Source organism: Kribbella sp. NPDC031520 (assembly GCF_055580825.1).
Window position 1 is genome coordinate 1,470,025 of record NZ_JBVIKS010000001.1, and the last position, 21,311, is coordinate 1,491,335.

A 21,311-nucleotide genomic window follows, 5' to 3' on the forward strand; every position below is an offset into this window, starting at 1 on the left:
CTGTGACATCACTCAAGACCCTCGACCTGACCACCGACGGCGGTGCCACCTGGACCGTGCAGGCCGTCGAGGGTCCGGCCCCCGACGGCCTGATCGGCCGCGCACTGGCCGCAACCGTGCCCGGTGAGGTGCACACCGACCTGCTCGCGGCCGGCGAGATCCCGGACCCGTTCGACGGCGACAACGAGTCGAAGCTGCACTGGATCGGCCGTACCCGCTGGAGCTGCACGAGTAGATTCCAATGGGTTGCCGATGGCAACGACCGGCAGGAGCTGGTGGCCGAGGGACTCGACACGGTCGCGACCGTCACGCTGAACGGGCAGGAGCTGGGCCGGACGGCGAACCAGCACCGGTCGTACCGGTTCGACGTCACCGGTGTGCTGGTTGCCGGAGAGAACGAGCTGGTGGTCGAGTTCGAGGGTCCGATGACCGCGGCCGAGGCGGAGCGCGCGAAGGTCGGCAGCTGGCCGCACACCAACCTGCACCCCTACAACGAGCTGCGCAAGATGGCCTCGAACTTCGGCTGGGACTGGGGACCCGACGTCGCGACCGCGGGCATCTGGCGGCCGATCCGGATCGAGTCCTGGTCCGGTGTCCGGATCTCCTCGGTCCGGCCGCTCGCCGGCGTTGAACGCACGGACGGCGTACTCAAGACCTTCGTCGAGCTGGCCTGGACGGACAACGCGGTTGAGGCGGCCGTGACCGTCGAGGTCGGCGGTACGCAGCAGTCGGTGACGGTGCAGCCGGGCACCGAGACCCTCGAACTCGTGAACACGGTCTCCGCGGTGGACGTGTGGTGGCCGCGCGGGTACGGCGAGCAGCCGCTGTACGACGTGACCGTGACGGTGAACGACGACGACTGGCACGGCCGGGTCGGCTTCCGGAACATCACCGTGAACGTTGCCCCGGACAACGACGGGACGCCGTTCGTGCTGTCGGTGAACGGGAAGCCGGTCTACGTCCGCGGCGCGAACTGGATTCCGGACAGCGCTTTCGTCACCCGGCTGAACGCGGAAACCTACCGGACCAGCATCGAGGACGCCGTCGACGCCGGGATGAACCTGTTGCGCGTCTGGGGCGGCGGGATCTACGAGAGCGAGCTGTTCTACGACGTCTGCGACGAGCTCGGCATCCTGGTCTGGCAGGACTTCCTGTTCGCGTGTGCGGCGTACTCCGAGGACGAGCCGCTGTGGAGCGAGGTCGAGGCCGAGGCGCGCCAGGCGGTGACACGGCTGAGCAAGCACGCGAGCCTCGCCGTGTGGAACGGCAACAACGAGAACATCTGGGGGTACGTCGAGTGGGGCTGGCGGGTCCCGCTGGCCGGCAGGCCGTGGGGTGCGGGGTACTACCTGGACCTGCTCCCGAAGATCGTGGCCGAGCTCGACCCGCGGACACCGTACTCGCCCGGCAGCCCGTACTCGTTCGACCAGTTCATCCACCCGAACGACGACCGGCACGGGACGATGCACATCTGGGACGTGTGGAACCAGGTGGACTACACGACGTACCGCAAGTACAAGCCGCGGTTCGTTTCCGAGTTCGGTTTCCAGGGCCCGCCGGCGTGGTCGACGCTGACGTCGGTCGTGCACGACGTACCGCTGGATCCGTACGGTTCGCAGATGCTCGTTCACCAGAAAGCGTTTGAGGGAAACCTCAAGCTCGAGCGCGGGCTTGGTGAGCACCTTCCGGTGTGGAAGAACATTGACGACTGGCACTGGACGACGCAGCTGAACCAGGCGCGTGCGGTTGCCTACGGCATCGAACACTTCCGGTCGCTGTTCCCGCTGAACACCGGCGCGGTCGTGTGGCAGCTGAACGACAACTGGCCGGTGGTCTCGTGGGCAGCCGTCGACGGGCACGGGATCCGCAAGCCGTTGTGGTACGCACTCAAGCGCGTGTACGCCGACCGCCTGCTCACCGTGCAGCCGCGCGAGCACGGCCTGGTCGTTGCCGCACACAACGACACCGACTCGGCCTGGACGACGGAGGTGACGGTCACCCGGCGGTCGACCACCGGTGCCGAGGTGCTGGCCCAGGAGACGTTCGCGATCGAGGTCGCGGCGCGCTCGGCTGTCGTCAACGATCTGCCGGAGTCCGTCGCGGTGGCCGGGAAGCCGTCGGAGGAGTACCTCCAGGTGCGGGCCGGTGACGGCGAGACGGCGTACTGGTACTTCGTCGAAGACACCGCACTGCAGCTCGCGGGCGACGCCTACGCGGCGACCGTCACGCCCACCGACGATGGGTACGACGTGACCGTCACGGCGACCGCTCTGGCGAAGGACCTGGCGCTGTTCCCGGACCGGCTGGACGCGGCGGCCCGGGTGGACTCGTGCCTCGTCACCCTGTCCGCGGGCGAGAGCCACACGTTCCACGTCACCGGCGCGAGCGCGCCGGAGCAGGTCGGCGTCCCGGTGCTGAGGTCGGCCAACGATCTTTTGCGCTGATTTATGTCGAGACCTTGACTAAAGGTGTGGCGGGACCGCTACTTGAGAGTGAAACCCCCTGGTCCCGCCCCACCTCGGAGGTCTTGTCGTCATGCGCGCTCTTGCCGTGGCCCTGCTGAGTCTCAGCTCTCTTCTCGTAGCGCCCACCAATACCTTGCCGGTCTGTCAGCACTTCTACACCGGCCCGATCCCCGACCGTCCCGTTTCCGGCGGTCACGGCAACGGGACGATCGCACCGCCGTACGACGTGAGCGGCCGGCTGCCTGCGCCTGACGGGGTCGCGGGCGGTCTCGGTAGCGACGGGAAGGTGACGTTCACGTTCAACCGGGTCGCGGGCGCGAAGGCGTACCGCGCGTTCCGGAACGGGCAGGCGCTGCAGTGGATCAGCGACTGGGGGCAGCCGACGCTGCAGGTCACGGACGCGAGCCCGTGCGACGGCGCGCACTACCAGGTGTACGCGATGTCCTCCGAGGACACCGCGGCGTCGTCGATCGGTCAGATCAGTACGTCGTACCGCCTGGACTCTTCGAACCGGCTGGCTGCGTACCGGCTGCCGGCGGGTACGACATTGAACTACCGCGTCTCGGCGTACAACGACGTCGCGCAGACCGCTCTCGGCTACAACGCCGGCACAGGGATCTGTGCAGTGGACGCGCGGATCATCCCGTGGGGTACGCGGCTCTACGTGCCCGGCTACGGGCACTGCTACGCGGCTGACATCGGCAGCTGGATCAAGGACGACATCGTCGATGTCTGGTTCCCGCCCGGCCCCGATGCGGACAACTGGGGGATCCAGCGTCTGACGCTCACCGTACAGTGAACGGGTGACTTGGGGGAAACGTGTTGCAGTCGGTGCGCTCCTACTGACACTTGTCGCGTGCAGCGACACCAAGCAAACCGCGGGTGTCGTACCGCAGACCAGTGCACCGGTGGAGCCGGTCCGTACGGGGAAACCTGTGCGGCCGACGCTTGCGCCCGTGCAGGTTAAGCCTGGTACGTCCAACAACGCCCGGGTGATGCCTGTGTTCGACCACGGGCCGCGGGACAAGAAGGAGGTCGCGTTGACGTTCGACGCGGACCTCACGGCTCTGATGCGGCGACGGCTGCTCTCCGGGAAGGTCAAGTCGTACTACAACGCGGCCCTGATCCAAGAGCTGCGTGCACTGCACGTACCGGCCACCCTGTTCCTCACCGGGATGTGGATGGAGCAGTACCCGGAGGTGACGCGAGAGCTCGCCAACGATCCGCAGTTCGAGCTCGGCTCACACACGTACGACCACCGCGGTTTCACGAAGCACTGCTACACGCTGGGGACAGTGCCACCCGACCAGATGCTGGCCGACGTACGGCGGGCCATCGTGGAGCTGGACAAGCTGGATCCGCACGCCACCAGGTGGTTCCGCTTCCCCGGTGACTGCTACGACGCGACCGCACTGCACGAGCTGGCGCCGGCTGGTGTCACAGCGGTCGGGCTGGATGTCCCGGGCGCGGACGGGTTCGCCAAGTCGGCCCAGCCGATCATCAAGCAGGTCCTGGACCACGTGCAGAACGGCTCGATCGTCGTCCTCCACATGCACGGCGGCGACAACGCCCCGTACACCGCCCAGGCCGTCGGCCCGATCGTCCGCGAACTCCGAGCCCGCGGCTACCAGCTGGTGACGGTGACGCAGCTCGTCAGTCGACGTTGACCGCGACGTACTTGACCTCGAGGTACTCGTCGATGCCGACGGTGCCGCCCTCGCGGCCGAGGCCGGACTGCTTGACGCCGCCGAACGGGGCGGCCGGGTTGGACACGATGCCCTGGTTGAGGCCGATCATGCCGGCCTCGAGCCGTTCCGAGACCCGCAGCGCGCGGCTCAGGTCCTTCGTGAACAGGTAGGACACCAGCCCGAACTCCGTGGCGTTGGCCATCCGTACTGCGTCGTCCTCGGTCTCGAACGCGGTCAGCGGGGCGACCGGCCCGAAGATCTCCTCCTTCTGCAGCCGGGCACTCTCCGGTACGTCGGCCAGCACGGTCGGCTGGTAGAAGTACCCGTTGCCGTCGGCAACCGACCCGCCGGTCAGCGTACGGGCGCCCTGCGCGATCGCGTCGGCGACCAGGTCGGCCACCTTGTCCCGCTGGGTGGCGTCGATCAGCGGGCCGACGTCGACGCCCGGCTCGGTGCCACGGCCGACCTTCAGCGCGGCCATCCGCTCGGTCAGCTTCGACGCGAACGACTCCATCACCGACGAGTGCACGTAGATCCGGTTGGCCGCCGTACAGGCCTCGCCGCCGTTGCGCATCTTGGCCAGCATCGCGCCGTCGACGGCCTTGTCCAGGTCGGCGTCCTCGAAGACCATCAGCGGTGCGTTGCCGCCGAGCTCCATGCTGGTCCGCAGCACCTGGTCCGAGGCCTGCTCGAGCAGTTTGCGGCCGACCGCGGTGGAGCCGGTGAACGACAGCTTGCGGGCGCGGCCGTCGCGGATCAGCGGCTCCATCACGCCGCCGGCGTCCTGCGTGGTGATCACGTTCAGTACGCCGGCCGGGAGGCCCGCCTCGGTCATCAGCTCGGCCAGCTTGAGCATCGACAGCGGCGTCTGGGACGCCGGCTTGATCACCATCGTGCAGCCGGCCGCGACCGCGGGGCCGATCTTGCGGGCGCCCATCGCGGCCGGGAAGTTCCACGGCGTGATCAGCAGGCACGGTCCGACCGGCTGGCGCATCACCAGGAAGCGGCTCGCACCGTTCGGCGCGATCTGGTAGCCGCCGTCGATCCGTACCGCCTCCTCGGCGAACCAGCGGAAGAAGTCGGCCGCGTAGGCGATCTCACCCTTCGACTCGGCGACCGGCTTGCCCATCTCCAGCGTCATCAGCAACGCGAGGTCGTCGGCCAGCTCGGTCATCAGCTCGTACGTCCGGCGCAGGATCTCGCCCCGCTCGCGTGGTGGCGTCGCGGCCCAGTCCGCCTGCGCGGCGACTGCCGCGTCCAGGGCAGCCTTCCCGTCGGCCGGGCTCGCATCAGCAACGTCGCAGAGCGTCGTACCGGTGGCCGGGTCCTCCACGGCGAAGGTCTTCCCGGCCGCGACCCACTTGCCACCGATGAACAACTCGTTCGGACAAGCCTCGACGACTTCCCGCTCTCGTGACATGAGCCTGCCTTTCGACTTGGTTCGGCAGTACCCACATTAGGCGGTGGCGATCAGGGGCGATGCGTACCTCGGGACCGTGCGGACGTTGTGGCTCAGGCCGGCTGCGACGGTGCGCAGGATCGACGAACGGATCAGGCCGTCGAAGGCCAGCGGTACGAGCATTACCTCGTCTGCTGTTGTCTCGCGTACTAGTTCGCCCAGTTGCGCCGATACGGTCGTGCGAGAGCCGATGATGTGCGCAGGGTCGTCCAGCAGCCGCTCTGCCTGGCCGCGCTCGCGGCTGGTAAGAGGTGGTTCCAGCAGAGCCATGAGTTCGCCTGAGGACGCCCGTGGTCCAGCAGCGGCCAGCCGGGACTTCACACGGACGTACTCGGCGAAACGGGTCAACGCCGCCTCGTCCGAGTCAGCCGCGACCACACCGACCGTGACAGCCACGTACGGCTGCACCTTCGGACCGGTCGGCTCGAAGCGCTCGCGGTACGCCGCTACTGCTTCAGGCGACGCCTTCGACAAGAACACCGGCAGCCCTCGTACGGCTGCTGTTACCGCAGTAGCGGGCTGGTCGGCCAGCACGAACACAGGTGGCGGCAGCCCTGCCAACGACAGCCGTACGTCGCCCACCGGCGCCCGGCCCGGCGTACCGTCGCGCAGGAACCCGCACAGCTCGTCCAACCGCTGCGCGAACGTACCGCGAGGACCTCCGGCGAGAGCAGCCGCAGTACTAGCTGCGATGCTCCGCTGCTCCGTAACGCCTAGGTCGATCCGGCTCGGGTACGCCGCTGAGAGCGCGGCGAACTGTTCGGCCACGACCAAGGGCTGGTGATTGGTGAGCAGGAGCCCGCCGGCACCCAGCCGGATGCGGTCCGTCCTTGCGGCCAGTACTGCCGCAAGAACGGCCGGCGCGGCACCGCCGACACCTCGGACGCCGTGCTGCTCGCCTACCCAGAAACGGCGATATCCGAGGTCGTCGGCGGCCAGTGCCACCTCCGCGGTTTCCCTGAGCGCGGCCGCAGCCGACTGACCGGGCAGCTGCGGAACGACGTCCAGGACCGAGTGGGCCGAGACGGGCAGTCCGGGAGCAACAGGGGTGAGCACTGGCTCACCGTCGCAGCGCACAGCCATCCGCCGCATGGGGACAGCACCCCCATCTTCCGGTGGACGAGCCCCCAGTTCGTGGGCTGCCGGTGCGGCCGGAATTTGGGTGATCGCGGCTCTTGCCGGTGCGGGCAGGGCGCAGGCATCGTACCGGCTCGAACCCGGTCGTCACCTCACGGCAGACACCCGCTGTGACGCCACGGATGCGGGACAAATATGGGTGCCGATCCCCCATGCCCCGGCCCAGGGTGCGATGACAGCCTGAGCGCGTGCTCAACTCCGCGACCCGCACCGACCGGACGGCCACCTGGTGGTCCGCCGGGCTGCGGCCGCAGGAGCTGAACCACGCACTGACCGCCCCTGCCTGGGCGGCGTACGTGGAACGCAGTACCTCTCTCCCACCGAGCGCGCCTGCCGCCGGTCGAGACCCTGCAGGGACCGGTGCCACCGGCGGCCACACGTCAGGTGGGGCGGCCGCGGCAACGGATGGGTCCGGCACGGACTGGCGGCAGGCGCTCATGCGTTGCCTGGAGCCGCTGCTGGACTCCGCCCGCCAGGACCTGGCCGCGGCGGGCCACAGCGGCGTACTGGCCGAGGCCTTCCTGCAGCGGCTGGGCCTGCGGCTGGTCAAGCTGGCCGCCCGCACGCTGGTCCGGGAGCTCGCCCAGGCCCGCGACCGCGGCGAGCTGGCCGGTGACACCCCGGCCGCGCGCTTCCTGGACTTCACCCACCGGCTCGTCGGAGGGAGCGAGCTGGCGGAGTTCCTGGCCGCCTACCCGGTGCTGGCCCGGGTCCTGGGCGAGTCGTGCCGTCAGGGCGTCGAGGGACACCTCGAGCTGCTGGCACGACTCGCCGAGGACCGTGAGTCACTGGTCACGGGGCTGCTGAACGGCCGGGACCCCGGCGCGCTGATCGCGATCGAGCCCGGCGGCGACCCGCACCGCGGCGGGCGTTGCACCGCGATCCTCACCTTCGAGGACGGGCAGCGCCTGGTCTACAAGCCCCGGCCGCTCGAGCTGCACGAGCACTTCAACGGGTTCGTGGACTGGCTGAACGTCAAGACCGCGCTGGGCATCCGTACGGTTCGTCTGCTCCCTCGCGACGGGTACGGCTGGCTCGAGTACGTCGTCCACGAGCCCTGCGACGACGCTGCCGGCGTCCGCCGGTTCTACCGCCGGCAGGGCGCGTTGCTGGCACTGCTGTACGTGCTGGACGGCACGGACATGCACTTCGAGAACCTGATCGCCGCAGGCGACCAGCCGGTGCTGGTGGACGTCGAGACGCTGTTCCACCCCTGCCACGGGCCGTCGAATGCCTTGGGCAACGATCCGGCGCAACGATCGCTCCTGGCTTCGGTGTACCGCACCGCCCTGCTGCCGATGCTCGTGTCGAGTGAACACGGTGTTGCGGACATGTCCGGGCTCGGCGGTGACGCCGGCTCGTCGGCACCGATCAGCGAGGTCGCCTGGGCCGACGCCGGGCTGGACTCGATGCACCTCGTCCGGCGTCCCGGGCAGGCGCGGCGCGCCGCGAACCGGCCGCTGCTCGACGGGCAGCTGACGGAGCCGCGGGAGTACGAGATCGCTGTGCTGACGGGGTTTCGGAGCGCGTACCAGGCGATCGGCTTGCATCGGGACGAGTTCCTCGGAACGGACGGACTGCTCGCGCAGTGCGCCTCGGACCAGGTCCGCTTCGTGCCACGCAGTACGCGTCTCTACACGAGTCTGCTCGACGAGTCGACGCACCCGGACGCATTACGCGACGCAGCAGGTCGCAGTCAGTTGCTGGACCTGCTGTGGGATGCGGACGCGTCGCTGCACGCCATCGTCCCGTTCGAGCTCGCTGACCTGTGGGCCGGCGACGTACCGCTCTTCACCGTGCAGCCGAACAGCCGCGACCTATGGTCGTCCGACGGCACACGCGTCGCCGACGTACTGACCACCGACGGCCTGTCCGCCGTCGAGGACAAGCTCAGGAACCTCGGCGACGTCGACGAGCACCGCCAGACCTGGCTGATCTCCGCGTCGCTGGCGACTCGCCCAGAGCCGATCAGCCACGTGAGTACGGCTACCCGGCCGCATGTGGGTACTGACGAAGCAGACCCGGACCGTCTCCTCGCAGCCGCCACAGACATCGCCGACGAGGTCGTGGCCCAGGTGATCAGTGAACGCGACGGCGCCGCCAACTGGCTCGGTCTCGAACTTCTGGACGACCACCACTGGGCCGTGAACGCCATGGGCGCCGGCTTGTCCAACGGCTACACCGGAACGGCGCTGTTCCTCGCACAGGTCGGCGCACTGACCGGGGCACACGTGTACAGCGAGCTGGCACGCGACGCGATCCGTCCGATCCCGCGGCTGCTCGAAGCCCTCGCCGGCGACCCGGATTCCGCCCAACTGATCGGGCCGGGCTATCACGGTCTCGGCGGGATCAGCTACGGCCTGCACCGGCTCGCCGAGCTCCTGGACGACCCTGACCTCAACACCTGGCTCGAAGCGTCGCTGGAGCTCAGCGAACGCCTCGTACCTGACCCTGCCGAGTTCCCGTCGTACGCCGAAGGCGCGGCGGGCGGACTGGCCGCGATGCAAGCAATAGCAGGCTTTCCGGCTGCCGGCCGGCTGGCCGAGCGCTACGCGGACCAACTGGTAGCCACTGTCGAGAGCGGCCTCCGTGGCCGAGTAGCAGCGGACCACGGCTTCGCTCGTGGCTACCAGGGCATCGCGTGGGCGCTCGGGCAGTACGGCGCACCTGGCGACCGGTACCTCGACGCTGCGCGAGCGGCAACTGATCTGGACCGCCGGAACGGTCCAGCCGGCCACGGGTGGTGTTCGGGTGATGCCGGCACCACCCTGGCCCGGGCTACGGCGGGAGTACCCGCGGACCTCGACGCTTACCTGCGGTCCGCAACCGAACGTCCGGTGCTCGCCGATCTCAGTCTGTGCCACGGCGAGTTCGGCGCGGTGGAGCCACTGCTGTGGCTCGCCGCACGTGAGTACCCAGCCGCAGAGGCAGCACGACGACGTCGTGCAGGGCTGGTGCTCGCGGTACTAGAGCAGTACGGACCGCAGTGCGGGACACCCAACGCCGTACCGTCTCCAGGCCTGCTGACCGGTCTGGCAGGGATCGGCCACGGACTGCTCCGTCTTGCGTACCCCGAACAGGTTCCGTCCGTGCTGCTGCTCCAACCAACCGCCGGGCCGAGGTGGGGCACAGCACCGGAGCCCACTGTGTGACAAGGGGTTACAGCATGACCGCCCAGCACCACGATGTTCAGCACGAACCTCCGGCAGCCGAACAGCAAGCGGCGCCGGACCGCACCGATCCGCTCGGCCCGCCCGCGCTGCCGAAGCGGCACCAGGTCGGCGCCCGGGCGATGGCCCTCGCCGGGGTCGTCGGCTTCAGCACCATGGCAGTTGCCGTGATGGCCCCCAACGGCATCCCGTGGACGACCAGCGGCTGAGCCGGCTGCGGAGACCAGCGAACGTTTGACCGGGGGCCGGCGGGGGCCGGCCCTCGGTCAAGCTGTCTGCGGTGACAGCGATTCCTCGTTAAGGTTGGCAACCATGCAGACCCGCTCGCCTACTGTGGTCGGCAGAGACCGGGAGATCGAGAGCCTTCACCACCTGCTGGCCGGAGCCCGCGGTGGTCACGGTGGTGCGATCTTCCTCGTTGGCGAGCCCGGCATCGGCAAGAGCCGACTCGCCGCGACGGCCACCACCCAGGCCCTCGACGCGGGCATGACGACGCTGCGTGGACGGGTCGGGGCGATCGGCACGATGGTTGCCTTCCGCCCGTTCACCGAGGCACTGCTCTCGTTGATCCGGCGCGGCGAGATGCCCTCCACGGAAGGCCTCGGGCCGTACCGGCAGGTGCTCGGCCGGCTCGTTCCGGAGTGGGACGACGGCAGCGCGCACGACACCGCTGCGTCACCGGTCGTACTCGGAGAGGCAGTACTGCGACTGCTCACACTGGTGGGCCGGGACCGCGGGTGCCTGCTGGTGCTCGAGGACCTGCACGGCTCCGACCCGGAGACGCTGGCCGTGATCGAGTACCTGCTCGACAACCTGGAGGACCAGCCGATCACCCTCGTCGCGACGCTGCGGTCCGAGACGTGCCCGGCGTACGAACTGGCACGACTGTCGGCGCAGCGCGGTGCTGCCGCGCTGGTCGAACTGCAGCCCTTGCAGCGCAGCGAGGTCGCCGAGCTCGCCGCTGGTTGCCTGGAGGTTCCGGTCGACAGCGTGCCGGAGCAGTTGGCCGACCGGCTGTGGGACGACAGTGCCGGAATCCCCTTTATCGTCGAGGAACTGCTGCAGGAGGCGAACCGCAGCGGACAGCTGGTGTCCGGGCCGGACGGCAGCGTGCAGGTGGTCGACGATCTGCACACGAAGGTTCCGGCCGCGGTGGTGCGCAGTATCGGGAGCCGTACCGCCCAGCTCGGGCAGCAGTCGCGGGACATCTTGGTGCTGGCCGCCGTGATCGGGCACAGGTTCCCGCTGAGCGTCGTCCGCGAGGCGACGGGCACGGACGAACGGTTGCTGCTGGCAACGCTCCGGGCCGGCGTCGCCGCCCAGCTGGTCGGTCCGGACGAGCCGGCGCCGGACTGGTACGCGTTCCGGCATCCGCTGACCGCCGAGTCGTTGCTCGCCGGCCTGACGCCGACCGAACGGTCCGCCCTGGCCGGTCGCTGCGCGGACGCAGTCGAGAAACTGCATCCGGGGCTGCCCGGCGAGTGGTGCCCGATGGTTGCCGAGCTCGCCGAGACCGGTGGCGACACCATCCGCGCCGGCCGGCTGTTCGCGCTGGCCGGGCGCCGGTCGTTCGACGACGGCTCGACCGGGTCGGCGGCCAACCTGCTGGACCGCGCGAACACCCTGCTGGCAGCCGATCCCGACATCGCCCATCGCGCCGACGTGCTCGGCGCCCTGCTGCTCGCGCTCAGTGCGACCGGCGGCTTCGAGCAGCTGGCCGTGCACGCCGCGACCGTCGACGAGCTGGCCGACCGCAATCTCGACAGCCGCAAGGTCGCCGCGTTGCACGTCCAGCTCGCGAACACCGAGATGGTGGCCGGCCGCTGGGCGGCCGCGCTCCAGCACGTCGCGACCGCCCGGTCGCTGCTCGGCAGCGACGCCGGCGACGCCGACCTGGCGCCGATCGATGTGGTCGCCGCCAACCTCGAGTTCGCCCGGACCAGCCCCGGACGGCTGAAGACCACGGCCGAACTGGCCACCCGTGCCGCCGCGGCGGCCGAACGCGCCGACCTTCCCGACGTGGCCTGCGAAGCCCTGCAGCTGCTGGGCATTCTCGCCCGCGAGCACGACCTCGACCGGTCGATCGACTACTTCCACCGGGCCCGGCAGATCGCCGAGGACCACGGGATGACACTGCAACGCGTCGTCTCGCACATGCTCCAGGCGGTCAGCGTCTATCTCGCCGACGGCGGCAGCGACGAGCTGGAGCGTTCCCGGCAGCAGGCGCTGCGGATCGGCGCCGTCACGCTGGTCTACGACGTGGACAGCATGCTCGGCCAGCAGCTGATCCTGCGAGCCGAGTACGCGCGCGCCGCCGAGATCATCGACGAATGTGTCGAGGTCACCCGGCGGCTGCGGCTCGGCCGGTCGGCGACGTTCTTCCTGGCCACGAAGGCGATCCTGGAGGCACACCAGGGCCGCCGGTCCGCGATGGAGGCGACGCTCGCCGAGATCGCGAACTGGGGCGGCGAGCGGGCATCGTACGAGCTGCCGTACTCGTACGGCCTCGGGCGCACGTTCTGCGCACTGCTGGAGGAGAACCGCGAACTGGCCGACTCCGAGCTGGCGCAGGCCCTCGCGTACGACGCGCAGAACCCGACCACGTTCCACCTCTCCGGGAAGAACGGCCTCGCGTTGCTGCTCGGCGTTCTGTCGGGACGGAACGGCTGGGAGCACTTCGAGGCGGTCACCGCGACCGCGGCGAGCGGGATGCGGTGGAACAAGCAGTTCGTCCAGTTCGCCCACGCCGTACTGCTCGGCCGGGACGGCCGGACGGCGGCAGCCGAGGCCAAGATGCTGGAGGCGATGGAGACCGCGGCGCTGTTCCCGATGGCGCGGCACCTCGGGCTGCGGCTGGTGGCCGAGCCGGCCGCCGCGGACGGCTGGGGTGAACCGGTCGCGTGGTTGCGGCTGGCCGAGGACTACTTCCACACCGCGGGCATCGCGGTGGTGGCGAGTGCGTGCCGCGGGCTGATGCGGCAGCTCGGTGCGACCGTCTCGCAGCGGCGGAGCGGGTCGGAGCAGGTCCCGGCGTACCTGCGGCAGCTGGGGATCACCACCCGGGAGTACGAGGTCTGCCGGCTGCTGGTGGACCGGATCGGGAACAAGTCGATCGCGTCCCGGCTGCACATCTCGCCACGAACGGTCGAGAAGCACGTGGCGAGCCTGATGACCAAGACCCAGCAACCGGACCGGGAGGCACTGAGCAGTTTCGCCAGGACCGTTCTTCAGGACTGAACAGTCCCGATTCCGGGCAGGGTGCGTGTACTGGAGCATCCGGCACCCGCGGGGTGATAGTTGTCGACGCACGCACCGGCATCCGCCAGCCGAAGCGCCAATTGGACAGTATTTACGAACGCTCGCTCTCTATACTGTGCGAGTGGCAGGCAAGGGGTCGGACATGGGCAAGGGAACGGTCGGCGGCGGCGGTACGACGATGCTGCGGCGGATCAATGTCGCCGCGGTCCTGGATGCGGTCCGCCGGTCCGCACCCGCACCGTTGCGCGTCGCCGAGCTGGTCGAGCGCACCGGGCTGGCCCGGCCGACGGTCGCCCAGGCCGTCGACGAGCTGCTGGACGCCGGCTGGCTGCAGCAGCACGGCCCCGATTCCGCGGACCGCTCGCTCGGCCGCCCGGCCATCCGCGTCTCGCTCCGCGGCCGCGCCGCGCCCGTGCTCGGGCTGGACGTCGGCCCGCACCGGGTGACCGTCGGCGTCTCCGATCTGGCCGGCCGGAAGCTTTCGCTCGTACGGCGCTCCGGACCGGGCTGGACCGCGCAGGAGCTGCTCGGCGTCATCGGTGAGGTCATCACCGAGGCGCTGGCCGAGGCCGACGTACCGGCCGAGGACGTCGCGGCCGCGGTCGCCGCGAGCCCTGGCATCGTCGACGAGCACACCGGCCGCGTGCAGCTGGTCCCGAGTGTTCCGGGCTGGTCGGCGGTCGACCTGATCAAGCACGTCCGCGGTCTGCTCGACTGCCCGGTCATGCTGGACAACGACGCCAACCTGGCCGCACTGGCGATCGCCGCGGCGCGCGGCGGTACCGGCACGCTCCTGGCGGTCCAGTGGGGTGAGCGGCTCGGCGCGGGCATCGTCATCGACGGCCGGCTGCACCGCGGTACCGGGGCCGCCGGAGAGATCGGCTTCATCGCCACGGACACCGACGACGTGATCAACCCGGACGACAGCCGCGGCCCGCTGGAGCGCGCCGTCGGGTCGGAGGCGATCGCAGCGCTGGGGCGTCAGGCCGCGCTGGAGAACCCGCAGTCGCGGTTGGCCGAGCTCGGCGGAGAGCAGCTCGACACCGCGGACGTGTTCGCCGCCGCGGCGGAACGTGACCCGGTCGCGCAGGCCGTCGTACAGCAGGTCGCCCGGACGTTCGCGCGCGCACTTGCTCCGTCCGTACTGGTCCTGGACCCGACCGCCGTCGTCATCGGCGGTGGCGTCGCCCGCGCCGGCGCCGTACTGCTGGACGCCATCGCGGACCAGCTGCGCCTCCTCACCCTCAACCACCCGAAGCTGGAGCTCTCCGCCCTGGCCGAGGACGCGGTGGTGACCGGCGCGATGCGGATGGCCCTGGACGAGGTCTGGCAGCGCAAGCTCCCGACCCCAGCCATGACCAGCACTACGTAGGCTCACCCTTCTTGGCATTGAAGCGGGACTTCTTCTGGCGGTTGCCGCAGGTGTTCATGTCGCACCACCGGCGCGTGCGGCTCTGACTGGTGTCGAAGAAGGCGGCCTGGCAGGTGGGCGACGCGCAGAGGGCCAGCCGTCCGTCGCGTTCGCCGGCGATGACGCTGATGGCGTCGGCGGCGATCACGCTCAGGGCGTCCTCCACGCCCGCGATCCGCCACTGGCGCTCGGCCTCGGTGGTCAGGACGGCCGCGGGGCGCCCCTGAGCACTGCGCTCGTTGATGATCTGGACGGCTGCGGCGGGGAGAGGTTTCTGAAGCGCGGCGGCTGTGGCGGCGGCGTGGATCGACTCACGCAACTCCCGGGCGAGGTCGAGCTGGGCCGTGCTGCAGGCGTCGACGGCGAGGCCGTAGACCGCCAGCCAGTCGATGAGGCGCTGCGGCGTGGGAATCCGCTCCACGGGCTCGCCGAGGCGCTCCGACAAGGTCCCCGTGAAGCTGGTCGCCAGCACGGTACCGAGACGGAAATCGGGGAATCCGGCACGCATGGAACCACCTTAGCCGGTTGCGACCCATGCCGGGAACCTGTTAGAACCGTCTTAGCCGGTTCCAACGACAGGAGGTCCGATGAACGACGTACAAGCGTTCGAAGCCCACGCGACCGACGCCGAGCTCGACGAGCTGCGCGCGCGGTTGACCGCCGCGCGGCTGCCGGAGCCTGAGACCGTGTACGGCGCCACGCCCGGCCAGCGCCGCTGGGATCAGGGTGTTCCGCTCGCCGACCTCGTCGACGTCGTGGACTACTGGCGCACGGGCTACGACTGGCGGCCGTTCGAGGAGCGCCTCAACCGGATCGGCCAGTTCCGTACGACCATCGACGGCCTCGGCATCCACTTCCTGCACCGCCGGTCCACGCGCGCGGATGCGACGCCGCTGCTCATGACCCACGGCTGGCCGGGCAGCATCGCCGAGTTCGTCGACGTGGTGGACGAGCTGGCCGACCCGGAGAACGCAGACGTACCGGCGTTCCACGTCGTCGTCCCGTCGCTCCCCGGCTTCGGTTACAGCGACAAGCCGGCCACGACCGGCTGGGGAACCGAGAAGATCGCGGCTGCGTGGGTCGAACTGATGGGCAGGCTCGGCTACGCCAGGTTCGCCGCCCACGGTGGCGACTGGGGCGGCAACATCACCACCGTCCTGGCCGGCCGTTTCCCGGCGCACGTACTCGGCATCCACACGACGTTCGCGGAAGGACCGCCCGGGCTGACGACCGAGGGCCTGACGGACGACGAACGCAGGTGGACCGAGGAAACGTACGACTTCTGGCAACACCGCGCGGCGTACGCGAAGCAGCAGGCAACCCGGCCGCAGACCATCGGCTACTCGCTCGTCGACTCACCGGTCGGCCTGCTCGCCTGGATCCTGGACAAGTTCGCCGACTGGTCGGACACCGAGGACAGCCCGTTCGAACGGATCTCCCGGGACCGCATCCTCGACGACGTCACGCTGTACTGGCTGACGCGGACCGGCGCCTCGGCGGCCCGCATCTACTACGAGAGCCACGCCTCACTCGACCCCGAGCTCAAGGTCGACGTCCCGTCCGCCATCACCATCTACCCCGCCGACGTCGAGAAGTACCCACGGCCCTGGTCGGAGCAGCGGTACCGGCAGATCGTCCGCTGGCGGTCCCCCGAAGCCGGCGGACACTTCCCGTCGCTGGAGGTCCCTGAGTACTTCGTCACCGACCTACGAGAAGGCCTAGCTGCTGTGCTGGCCGCGAGTCCGTGACGGCTTCTTGACAGTGGCGGCGATTGCGTCTGGGAGATCCAGGTGGACCAGGTGAGCGGAGTCCGGCAGGACTTCCACCGTTCCGTTCAGTGCGTCAGCCAGGCGTTGCTGGCCCGCGAGCCAGCCTTTGGCAGTGAAACGGGAGGTGCCGCCGGTTGCCACCAACAGGGAGGTGGGCGCGATGCTGCCGATCGGGGCGGCCACCAGCCTGCCTACCTCGGCGGCCAACTCCCAGCTGCCGGCCAGCTCGTCCCAGAAGAGCAGCCACGAATCGCGGCCGCCGTACCTGCTCTTGGCGGTTGCTCTCGACAGCAGGTCGCGGTTGTACTTGCTACCGAGCCGCACGATCAGCCGCCGTACGGCGGGACCGAGCAACTGCGGTACGCCGACCCTCCCGAGCAGCCGCGCCACCGAACGCACCGCCCGGTCGCCTGGCATCCCCGGGTAGAACGGGCGCCACCCGGTCTCCGACGTGAGGCTGCTGTCCACCAGTACGAGCCGCGACACCTCGTCCGGCCGCGTCAGCGCCCAGCGCAGAACGGCGAGCCCACCGATCGAATGGCCGACCAGGCCGAGCTCCGCGTCCGGCGACAGGCCGGCTGCGGCGCGCAGCGTGTCCACGTCCGACGTGATCGGCGTACGCCACGGATCGATGACGCGGACGTCGAGGTCCGGCAGCAACTCGACGACCCGGCTGAACTCCTCCGGAGTCTCAGCCAGGCCGGGCACCACGATCCAGGTCACGGTCATCGGGACAAGCCTGCCTCAGACCTGGTAATGCCGTCGCCAGCATTACGCAGGTCACCAAGGTCGAGGCTCGTTGCAGCAGACCCGGTGCGATCACGTCGGCACCGCTCAGGGTCTCGTAGGCCACCACTGTCCCCAGCCAGACCTGGGTCACCACGACCCCGGCGGCGAGCGCCGCGACCAGTTTGCTCAGCCACCCGCCCCAGCCGCACCTCCAGAGCACCAGGACCGCGAAGACGCCGAGAGCGATGGTGCCGGCGCCTGCGATCGTCGAGGTCGCCTCGTGCAGCACCAGCGCCGCTCCGGCCTGGCCGCCGCCTTCGGCGCTCCGGCAGGCCTCGCCGGCCGATGGTGCACACTCCATCGGGAAGAACGAGTCGAACATCGTCCCGACGGCGAACAGCGCCGTACTGATCAGCAGGCCGGCCACGTCCCACCGCCGGTTGGCCGCGCGCCGGGAGAGCAGAACCGCGACCAGCGTCAGCACGCTGCTCGACAGGTCCATCCCCCGCGCGTACAGGCTGGTCGACTGGTCCTTCGCGCCGAGCTCGCTGAGGAACGAGCTGTGGATGTCCAGCGGGAACCCGGCAGCCGCTTCCAGCAGCAGGCTGCAGTAGAGCACGGCGGCCACGACGAGCAGGTTGCGGACCAGGCGGTACGGGACAAGCGCCATAGTCGTCAGCGTGGCATGTCAACCAAAGTATTGGCTGTAGCGTCAGCTGTACTGTCTGGGTAGACCTAGGTCGACCGAAGTCTCAGCAAACTAATGGGATGATCGGCTGGTGCGGTCGGAGCAAACAGCAGTAGTACCGGTGTGGCAACACCGAGCCGCGGTCTGGGTGGGCCGCGTCGTCGTGCTGGCCTCGGTCTGGTCGTTTGTTGCAATCCCGTTGCATGTCGCGAATCCCAGGCTGGTCAAGCACGTCGACATCGCGTTCGACTTCGTCGGCATCCCGGCCGGGCACACGATCTTCTCCGCCGTCTACCTCGCAGTCGTCGGCAGTGCCTTGCTGCGCGGCAAGCGCGCCGCGCTGCTCTGGGTGCTGTGGGTCTTCGAGGCGCTCTGGTTCCTGGCGCAGATCGCCGGGATCGCGTTCACCAGTGTCCGGCTGGCCAACCCGACCGACGCGGAACTGCTCCGCGACTTCGGCCCGGCCAGCGTCCAGGACCTGGAGTGGGGCATCGTGCAGGCGGTCGTGATCGCTGCCATCGTCGTCCTGCTGTGGCAGATCCGCGGCGCGTTCCCGGCCCGGCTGGCACCCGGTAGCCGCCGGCTCGCGATCGGCGCACTCGTGTTCGGCATGCTGATCTCGATCGCGGTCAGCATCACCCTCACCCAGTTGTTCCCGCGGACCCTGTCCGGCCAGCGGCAGAAGATCGGCTGGGCCGTGATCGCCGCGCTCGGGCAGTCCCGCAGCAAGATGGGCGGCCACGAGGGCCACGGCTGGATCGGCCTGACCGTCGGCGCGATCTCGGCGGCCTCGCTGGTGGTCGCGTTCTGGATCTTCCTCCGCTCCGTCCAGCGGGTCCGGTACCTCACCCAGCCCGAGGAGCTCCAAGTACGGCGCCTGCTCCTGCTGCACGGCGAACGCGACTCCCTCGGGTACTTCGCCACCCGCCGGGACAAGGCGGTGGTGTTCGCCCCGGGCAACGACGCCGCGATCGCGTACCGGGTGGTGAACGGGGTCAGCCTGGCCAGTGGCGATCCGCTCGGTGACCCGGCCGCCTGGCCGGCCGCGATCCAGCGCTGGCTCGCCGAAGCCCGCCGGTACGGCTGGTCCCCCGCGGTGCTGTCCGCGAGCGAGGAGGCGGCGCACGCGTACGTGGACGCCGGGCTGCGCGCCCTGTCGATGGGCGACGAGGCGATCATCGACGTCGCCGACTTCACCCTCGAGGGCCGGACGATGCGGCCGGTACGCCAGGCGGTCACGCGGGTGCAGCGGGCGGGGTACCACGCGGAGGTGGTACGGCACGGGGACCTGTCCCCCGAAGCGCTGGCGGAGTACGTCCATCTCACCGAGAAGTGGCGCGGGGCGCGGACCGAGCGCGGGTTCTCGATGGCGCTCGGGCGGCTCGGCGACCCGGCCGACGCGCGGTGCGTGATGGTGATCGCGCGGGACTCCGCCGGCATCGTCCGCGGGTTGCTGTCGTTCGTACCGTGGGGAGTGCGCGGGGTGTCGCTGGACGTGATGCGGCGCGACCCGGAGTCCGCGAACGGGCTGATGGAGTTCATGGTCACCTCGCTGATCGAGGCGGGTCACGATCTCGGGATCCACCGGATCTCGCTGAACTTCGCGATGTTCCGCGAGATCTTCAGCGACGCCGAACGCGTCGGCGCCGGCCCGGTACTGCGACTCACGAACGCGCTGCTGACCGGGGCGTCCCGTTTCTGGCAACTGGAAAGTCTCTACCAGTCGAACGAGAAGTACCTGCCGCGCTGGTCACCGCGACTGATGTGCTACTCGCGTGGCGCGTCGCTCGCCCAGGTCGTCCTCGCTGCGGGCACGGCGGAGGGCTTCCTGCCCGCGCCACGGCCGTGGACACGTGTAGACACCGTGGAGGCGGCCGAGCGGCACGCGATCAGGGCTACGGACGGCGGCGTGTTCGCAACGGCCGTACGCGAGCAGGAGGACGAGCTGCTACGGCCCGCGCTGCCGACCCGGAAGCTCACCGAGCAGGAGCAGATCCGGCGGACCAAGCTGGCCGAGCTTGTTGCCGCAGGCATCGACCCGTACCCGGTCAGCGTGCCGCGTACCGAGACGCTGGAACGGGTCCGCGAGCTGTACCCGAACCTCCCGCCGGACCACCACACCGGCCACGCCGTGTCCGTCACCGGCCGGGTGCTGCGGATGCGGGACCACGGCGGGCTGTCGTTCGCGCAGTTGCAGGACGGGCTGACCCAGCTGCAGGTGATGCTGACCGCCGACGCGTGTGGCGACGTACCGCTGGACCAGTGGCGGCGACTCGTCGACATCGGCGACCACGTCAGCGTCACCGGCGAGATCGTCACGAGCCGCCGCGGCGAGCTGTCGATCGCGGCGACCACGTGGACGATGGCGGCCAAGTGCCTGCACCCGTTGCCGGACAAGCGGAAGGGGTTCACCGACCCCGAGGCACGGGTCCGGCAGCGCCACATCGACCTGGTGATGAACCCGGACTCGCTGCGGATGATGCAGCAACGGAGCGCCGCGGTACGGGCCCTGCGCAACGGTTTCGAGGCGCGCGGGTTCGTCGAGGTGGAGACGCCGATGCTGCAGGCGGTGCACGGCGGCGCGAACGCGCGGCCGTTCGTCACCCACATCAACGCCTACGACACCGACCTGTTCCTGCGGATCGCGCCCGAGCTGTTCCTGAAGCGGCTGAGCGTCGGCGGGATGGGCAAGATCTTCGAGCTGAACCGCAACTTCCGCAACGAGGGCGCCGACGCGACCCACAACCCGGAGTTCACCTCGGTCGAGGCCTACCAGCCGTACGCCGACTACGTGGTGATGCGTGAGCTGACCCGCGAGCTGTTGATCGAGGCGGCGATCGCGGTCTACGGCAAGCCCGTCGTACGGCGGGACGGCGAGGAGATCGACATCTCCGGCGAGTGGCCCGTGGTCACCGTGCACGACGCGGTCGGCCAGGCTGCCGGGGTGTCCGTGGACGTCGACACCCCGGTCGCATGGCTCCGGGAGCTGTGTGCGGAACACGGCGTGCACACGACGTTCGAGATGTCCGCGGGCGAACTGGTGCTGGAGCTGTACGACGAGCTCGTCGAGCCGAACACGACGGTGCCGACGTTCTACACCGACTTCCCGTTGGAGACGTCGCCGCTGACCCGCAACCACCGCTCCGAACCCCGGCTCGCCGAGCGCTGGGACCTGGTCGCGTTCGGTGCCGAGATCGGTACCGCGTACTCCGAACTGGTCGACCCGGTCGAGCAGCGCCGCCGCCTCACCGCACAGTCGCTGAAGGCCGCCGCCGGCGACCCCGAGGCGATGTCGCTGGACGAGGACTTCCTGTCCGCGCTCGAGTACGCGATGCCTCCGACCGGCGGACTCGGGATCGGCGTGGACCGGGTAATGATGATGCTGACCGGCCAGAACATCCGCAGCACGCTGGCTTTCCCGTTCGTCCGTCCCGCACCACGGGACTGATGCCTTACCCTTACTGAGCACGGGTGGGGACCTGGGGGGTGGGGTGGGGATGCGCTGGCTTGCGCTCTGTATCGGGGTGTGTTTGGTGG

At 69.7% G+C, this 21,311-nt stretch carries 14 protein-coding genes; 9 read left to right on the top strand and 5 right to left on the bottom strand.

The window, feature by feature from the left end; translation table 11 throughout:
• The first annotated feature begins 2 nt into the window (after nt 1-2).
• The 3 genes from ACZ5BU_RS07385 (at nt 3) to ACZ5BU_RS07395 (ending at nt 4,132) form a co-directional block, all read left to right on the top strand.
• Complete coding sequence (locus tag ACZ5BU_RS07385; protein ID WP_465696320.1) at nt 3-2,444, top strand: glycoside hydrolase family 2 protein; 2,442 nt, start codon at nt 3-5, stop codon at nt 2,442-2,444.
• 91 nt (nt 2,445-2,535) lie between these two features.
• Nucleotides 2,536-3,264, top strand: coding sequence for a 3D domain-containing protein (locus tag ACZ5BU_RS07390; protein WP_465696322.1), 729 nt, complete (start codon nt 2,536-2,538; stop codon nt 3,262-3,264).
• Between the two features lie 157 nt (nt 3,265-3,421).
• The gene (locus tag ACZ5BU_RS07395; RefSeq protein ID WP_465696324.1) at nt 3,422-4,132 is read left to right on the top strand and encodes a polysaccharide deacetylase family protein; all 711 of its coding nucleotides are present in this window, start codon (nt 3,422-3,424) and stop codon (nt 4,130-4,132) included.
• Here the strand turns inward: ACZ5BU_RS07395 and ACZ5BU_RS07400 are convergent.
• Together ACZ5BU_RS07400 and ACZ5BU_RS07405 are read right to left on the bottom strand one after the other, a co-directional pair.
• Nucleotides 4,119-5,573: an NAD-dependent succinate-semialdehyde dehydrogenase gene (locus ACZ5BU_RS07400; RefSeq protein ID WP_465696326.1), complete on the bottom strand. Its 1,455-nt coding sequence runs from the start codon at nt 5,571-5,573 to the stop codon at nt 4,119-4,121. The two genes, ACZ5BU_RS07395 and ACZ5BU_RS07400, sit on opposite strands and share 14 nt — an antisense overlap.
• Nucleotides 5,574-5,609: 36 nt before the next feature.
• Complete coding sequence (locus tag ACZ5BU_RS07405) at nt 5,610-6,695, bottom strand: MsnO8 family LLM class oxidoreductase (RefSeq protein WP_465696328.1); 1,086 nt, start codon at nt 6,693-6,695, stop codon at nt 5,610-5,612.
• 242 nt (nt 6,696-6,937) lie between these two features.
• On the opposite strand from ACZ5BU_RS07405, the gene ACZ5BU_RS07410 reads away from it, so the two are divergent.
• From ACZ5BU_RS07410 to ACZ5BU_RS07425, 4 genes are all read left to right on the top strand, one after another.
• Nucleotides 6,938-9,901 carry a type 2 lanthipeptide synthetase LanM family protein gene (locus tag ACZ5BU_RS07410; RefSeq protein ID WP_465696330.1) on the top strand — a complete coding sequence of 988 codons (2,964 nt, stop codon included), beginning with the start codon at nt 6,938-6,940 and terminating at the stop codon, nt 9,899-9,901.
• Nucleotides 9,902-9,915: 14 nt separating this feature from the next.
• Nucleotides 9,916-10,128 (top strand): hypothetical protein, encoded by a 213-nt coding sequence (locus ACZ5BU_RS07415; RefSeq protein ID WP_465696332.1) that lies wholly within the window; start codon nt 9,916-9,918, stop codon nt 10,126-10,128.
• Nucleotides 10,129-10,231: 103 nt separating this feature from the next.
• On the top strand, nt 10,232-13,156 hold the full coding sequence (locus tag ACZ5BU_RS07420; RefSeq protein ID WP_465696333.1) for an ATP-binding protein: 2,925 nt from the start codon (nt 10,232-10,234) through the stop codon (nt 13,154-13,156).
• A 142-nt stretch (nt 13,157-13,298) separates the two neighbouring features.
• A complete protein-coding gene (locus ACZ5BU_RS07425) occupies nt 13,299-14,549 on the top strand; it encodes an ROK family transcriptional regulator (protein ID WP_465696335.1) in 1,251 nt (416 codons plus the stop codon).
• Here the strand turns inward: ACZ5BU_RS07425 and ACZ5BU_RS07430 are convergent.
• On the bottom strand, nt 14,542-15,096 hold the full coding sequence (locus ACZ5BU_RS07430; protein WP_465696336.1) for a CGNR zinc finger domain-containing protein: 555 nt from the start codon (nt 15,094-15,096) through the stop codon (nt 14,542-14,544). The genes ACZ5BU_RS07425 and ACZ5BU_RS07430 overlap by 8 nt on opposite strands.
• A gap of 79 nt (nt 15,097-15,175) precedes the next feature.
• On the opposite strand from ACZ5BU_RS07430, the gene ACZ5BU_RS07435 reads away from it, so the two are divergent.
• Nucleotides 15,176-16,336 (top strand): epoxide hydrolase family protein, encoded by a 1,161-nt coding sequence (locus ACZ5BU_RS07435; protein WP_465696338.1) that lies wholly within the window; start codon nt 15,176-15,178, stop codon nt 16,334-16,336.
• Here the strand turns inward: ACZ5BU_RS07435 and ACZ5BU_RS07440 are convergent.
• On the bottom strand, nt 16,307-17,086 hold the full coding sequence (locus ACZ5BU_RS07440; RefSeq protein WP_465696339.1) for an alpha/beta fold hydrolase: 780 nt from the start codon (nt 17,084-17,086) through the stop codon (nt 16,307-16,309). The genes ACZ5BU_RS07435 and ACZ5BU_RS07440 overlap by 30 nt on opposite strands.
• Complete coding sequence (locus tag ACZ5BU_RS07445) at nt 17,049-17,756, bottom strand: DUF998 domain-containing protein (protein WP_465696341.1); 708 nt, start codon at nt 17,754-17,756, stop codon at nt 17,049-17,051. Before ACZ5BU_RS07445 ends, ACZ5BU_RS07440 begins: the two co-directional genes overlap by 38 nt.
• Before the next feature lie 109 nt (nt 17,757-17,865).
• On the opposite strand from ACZ5BU_RS07445, the gene lysX reads away from it, so the two are divergent.
• A complete protein-coding gene (gene lysX, locus ACZ5BU_RS07450; protein ID WP_465696343.1) occupies nt 17,866-21,222 on the top strand; it encodes a bifunctional lysylphosphatidylglycerol synthetase/lysine--tRNA ligase LysX in 3,357 nt (1,118 codons plus the stop codon).
• The last annotated feature ends 89 nt before the right edge of the window (nt 21,223-21,311 follow it).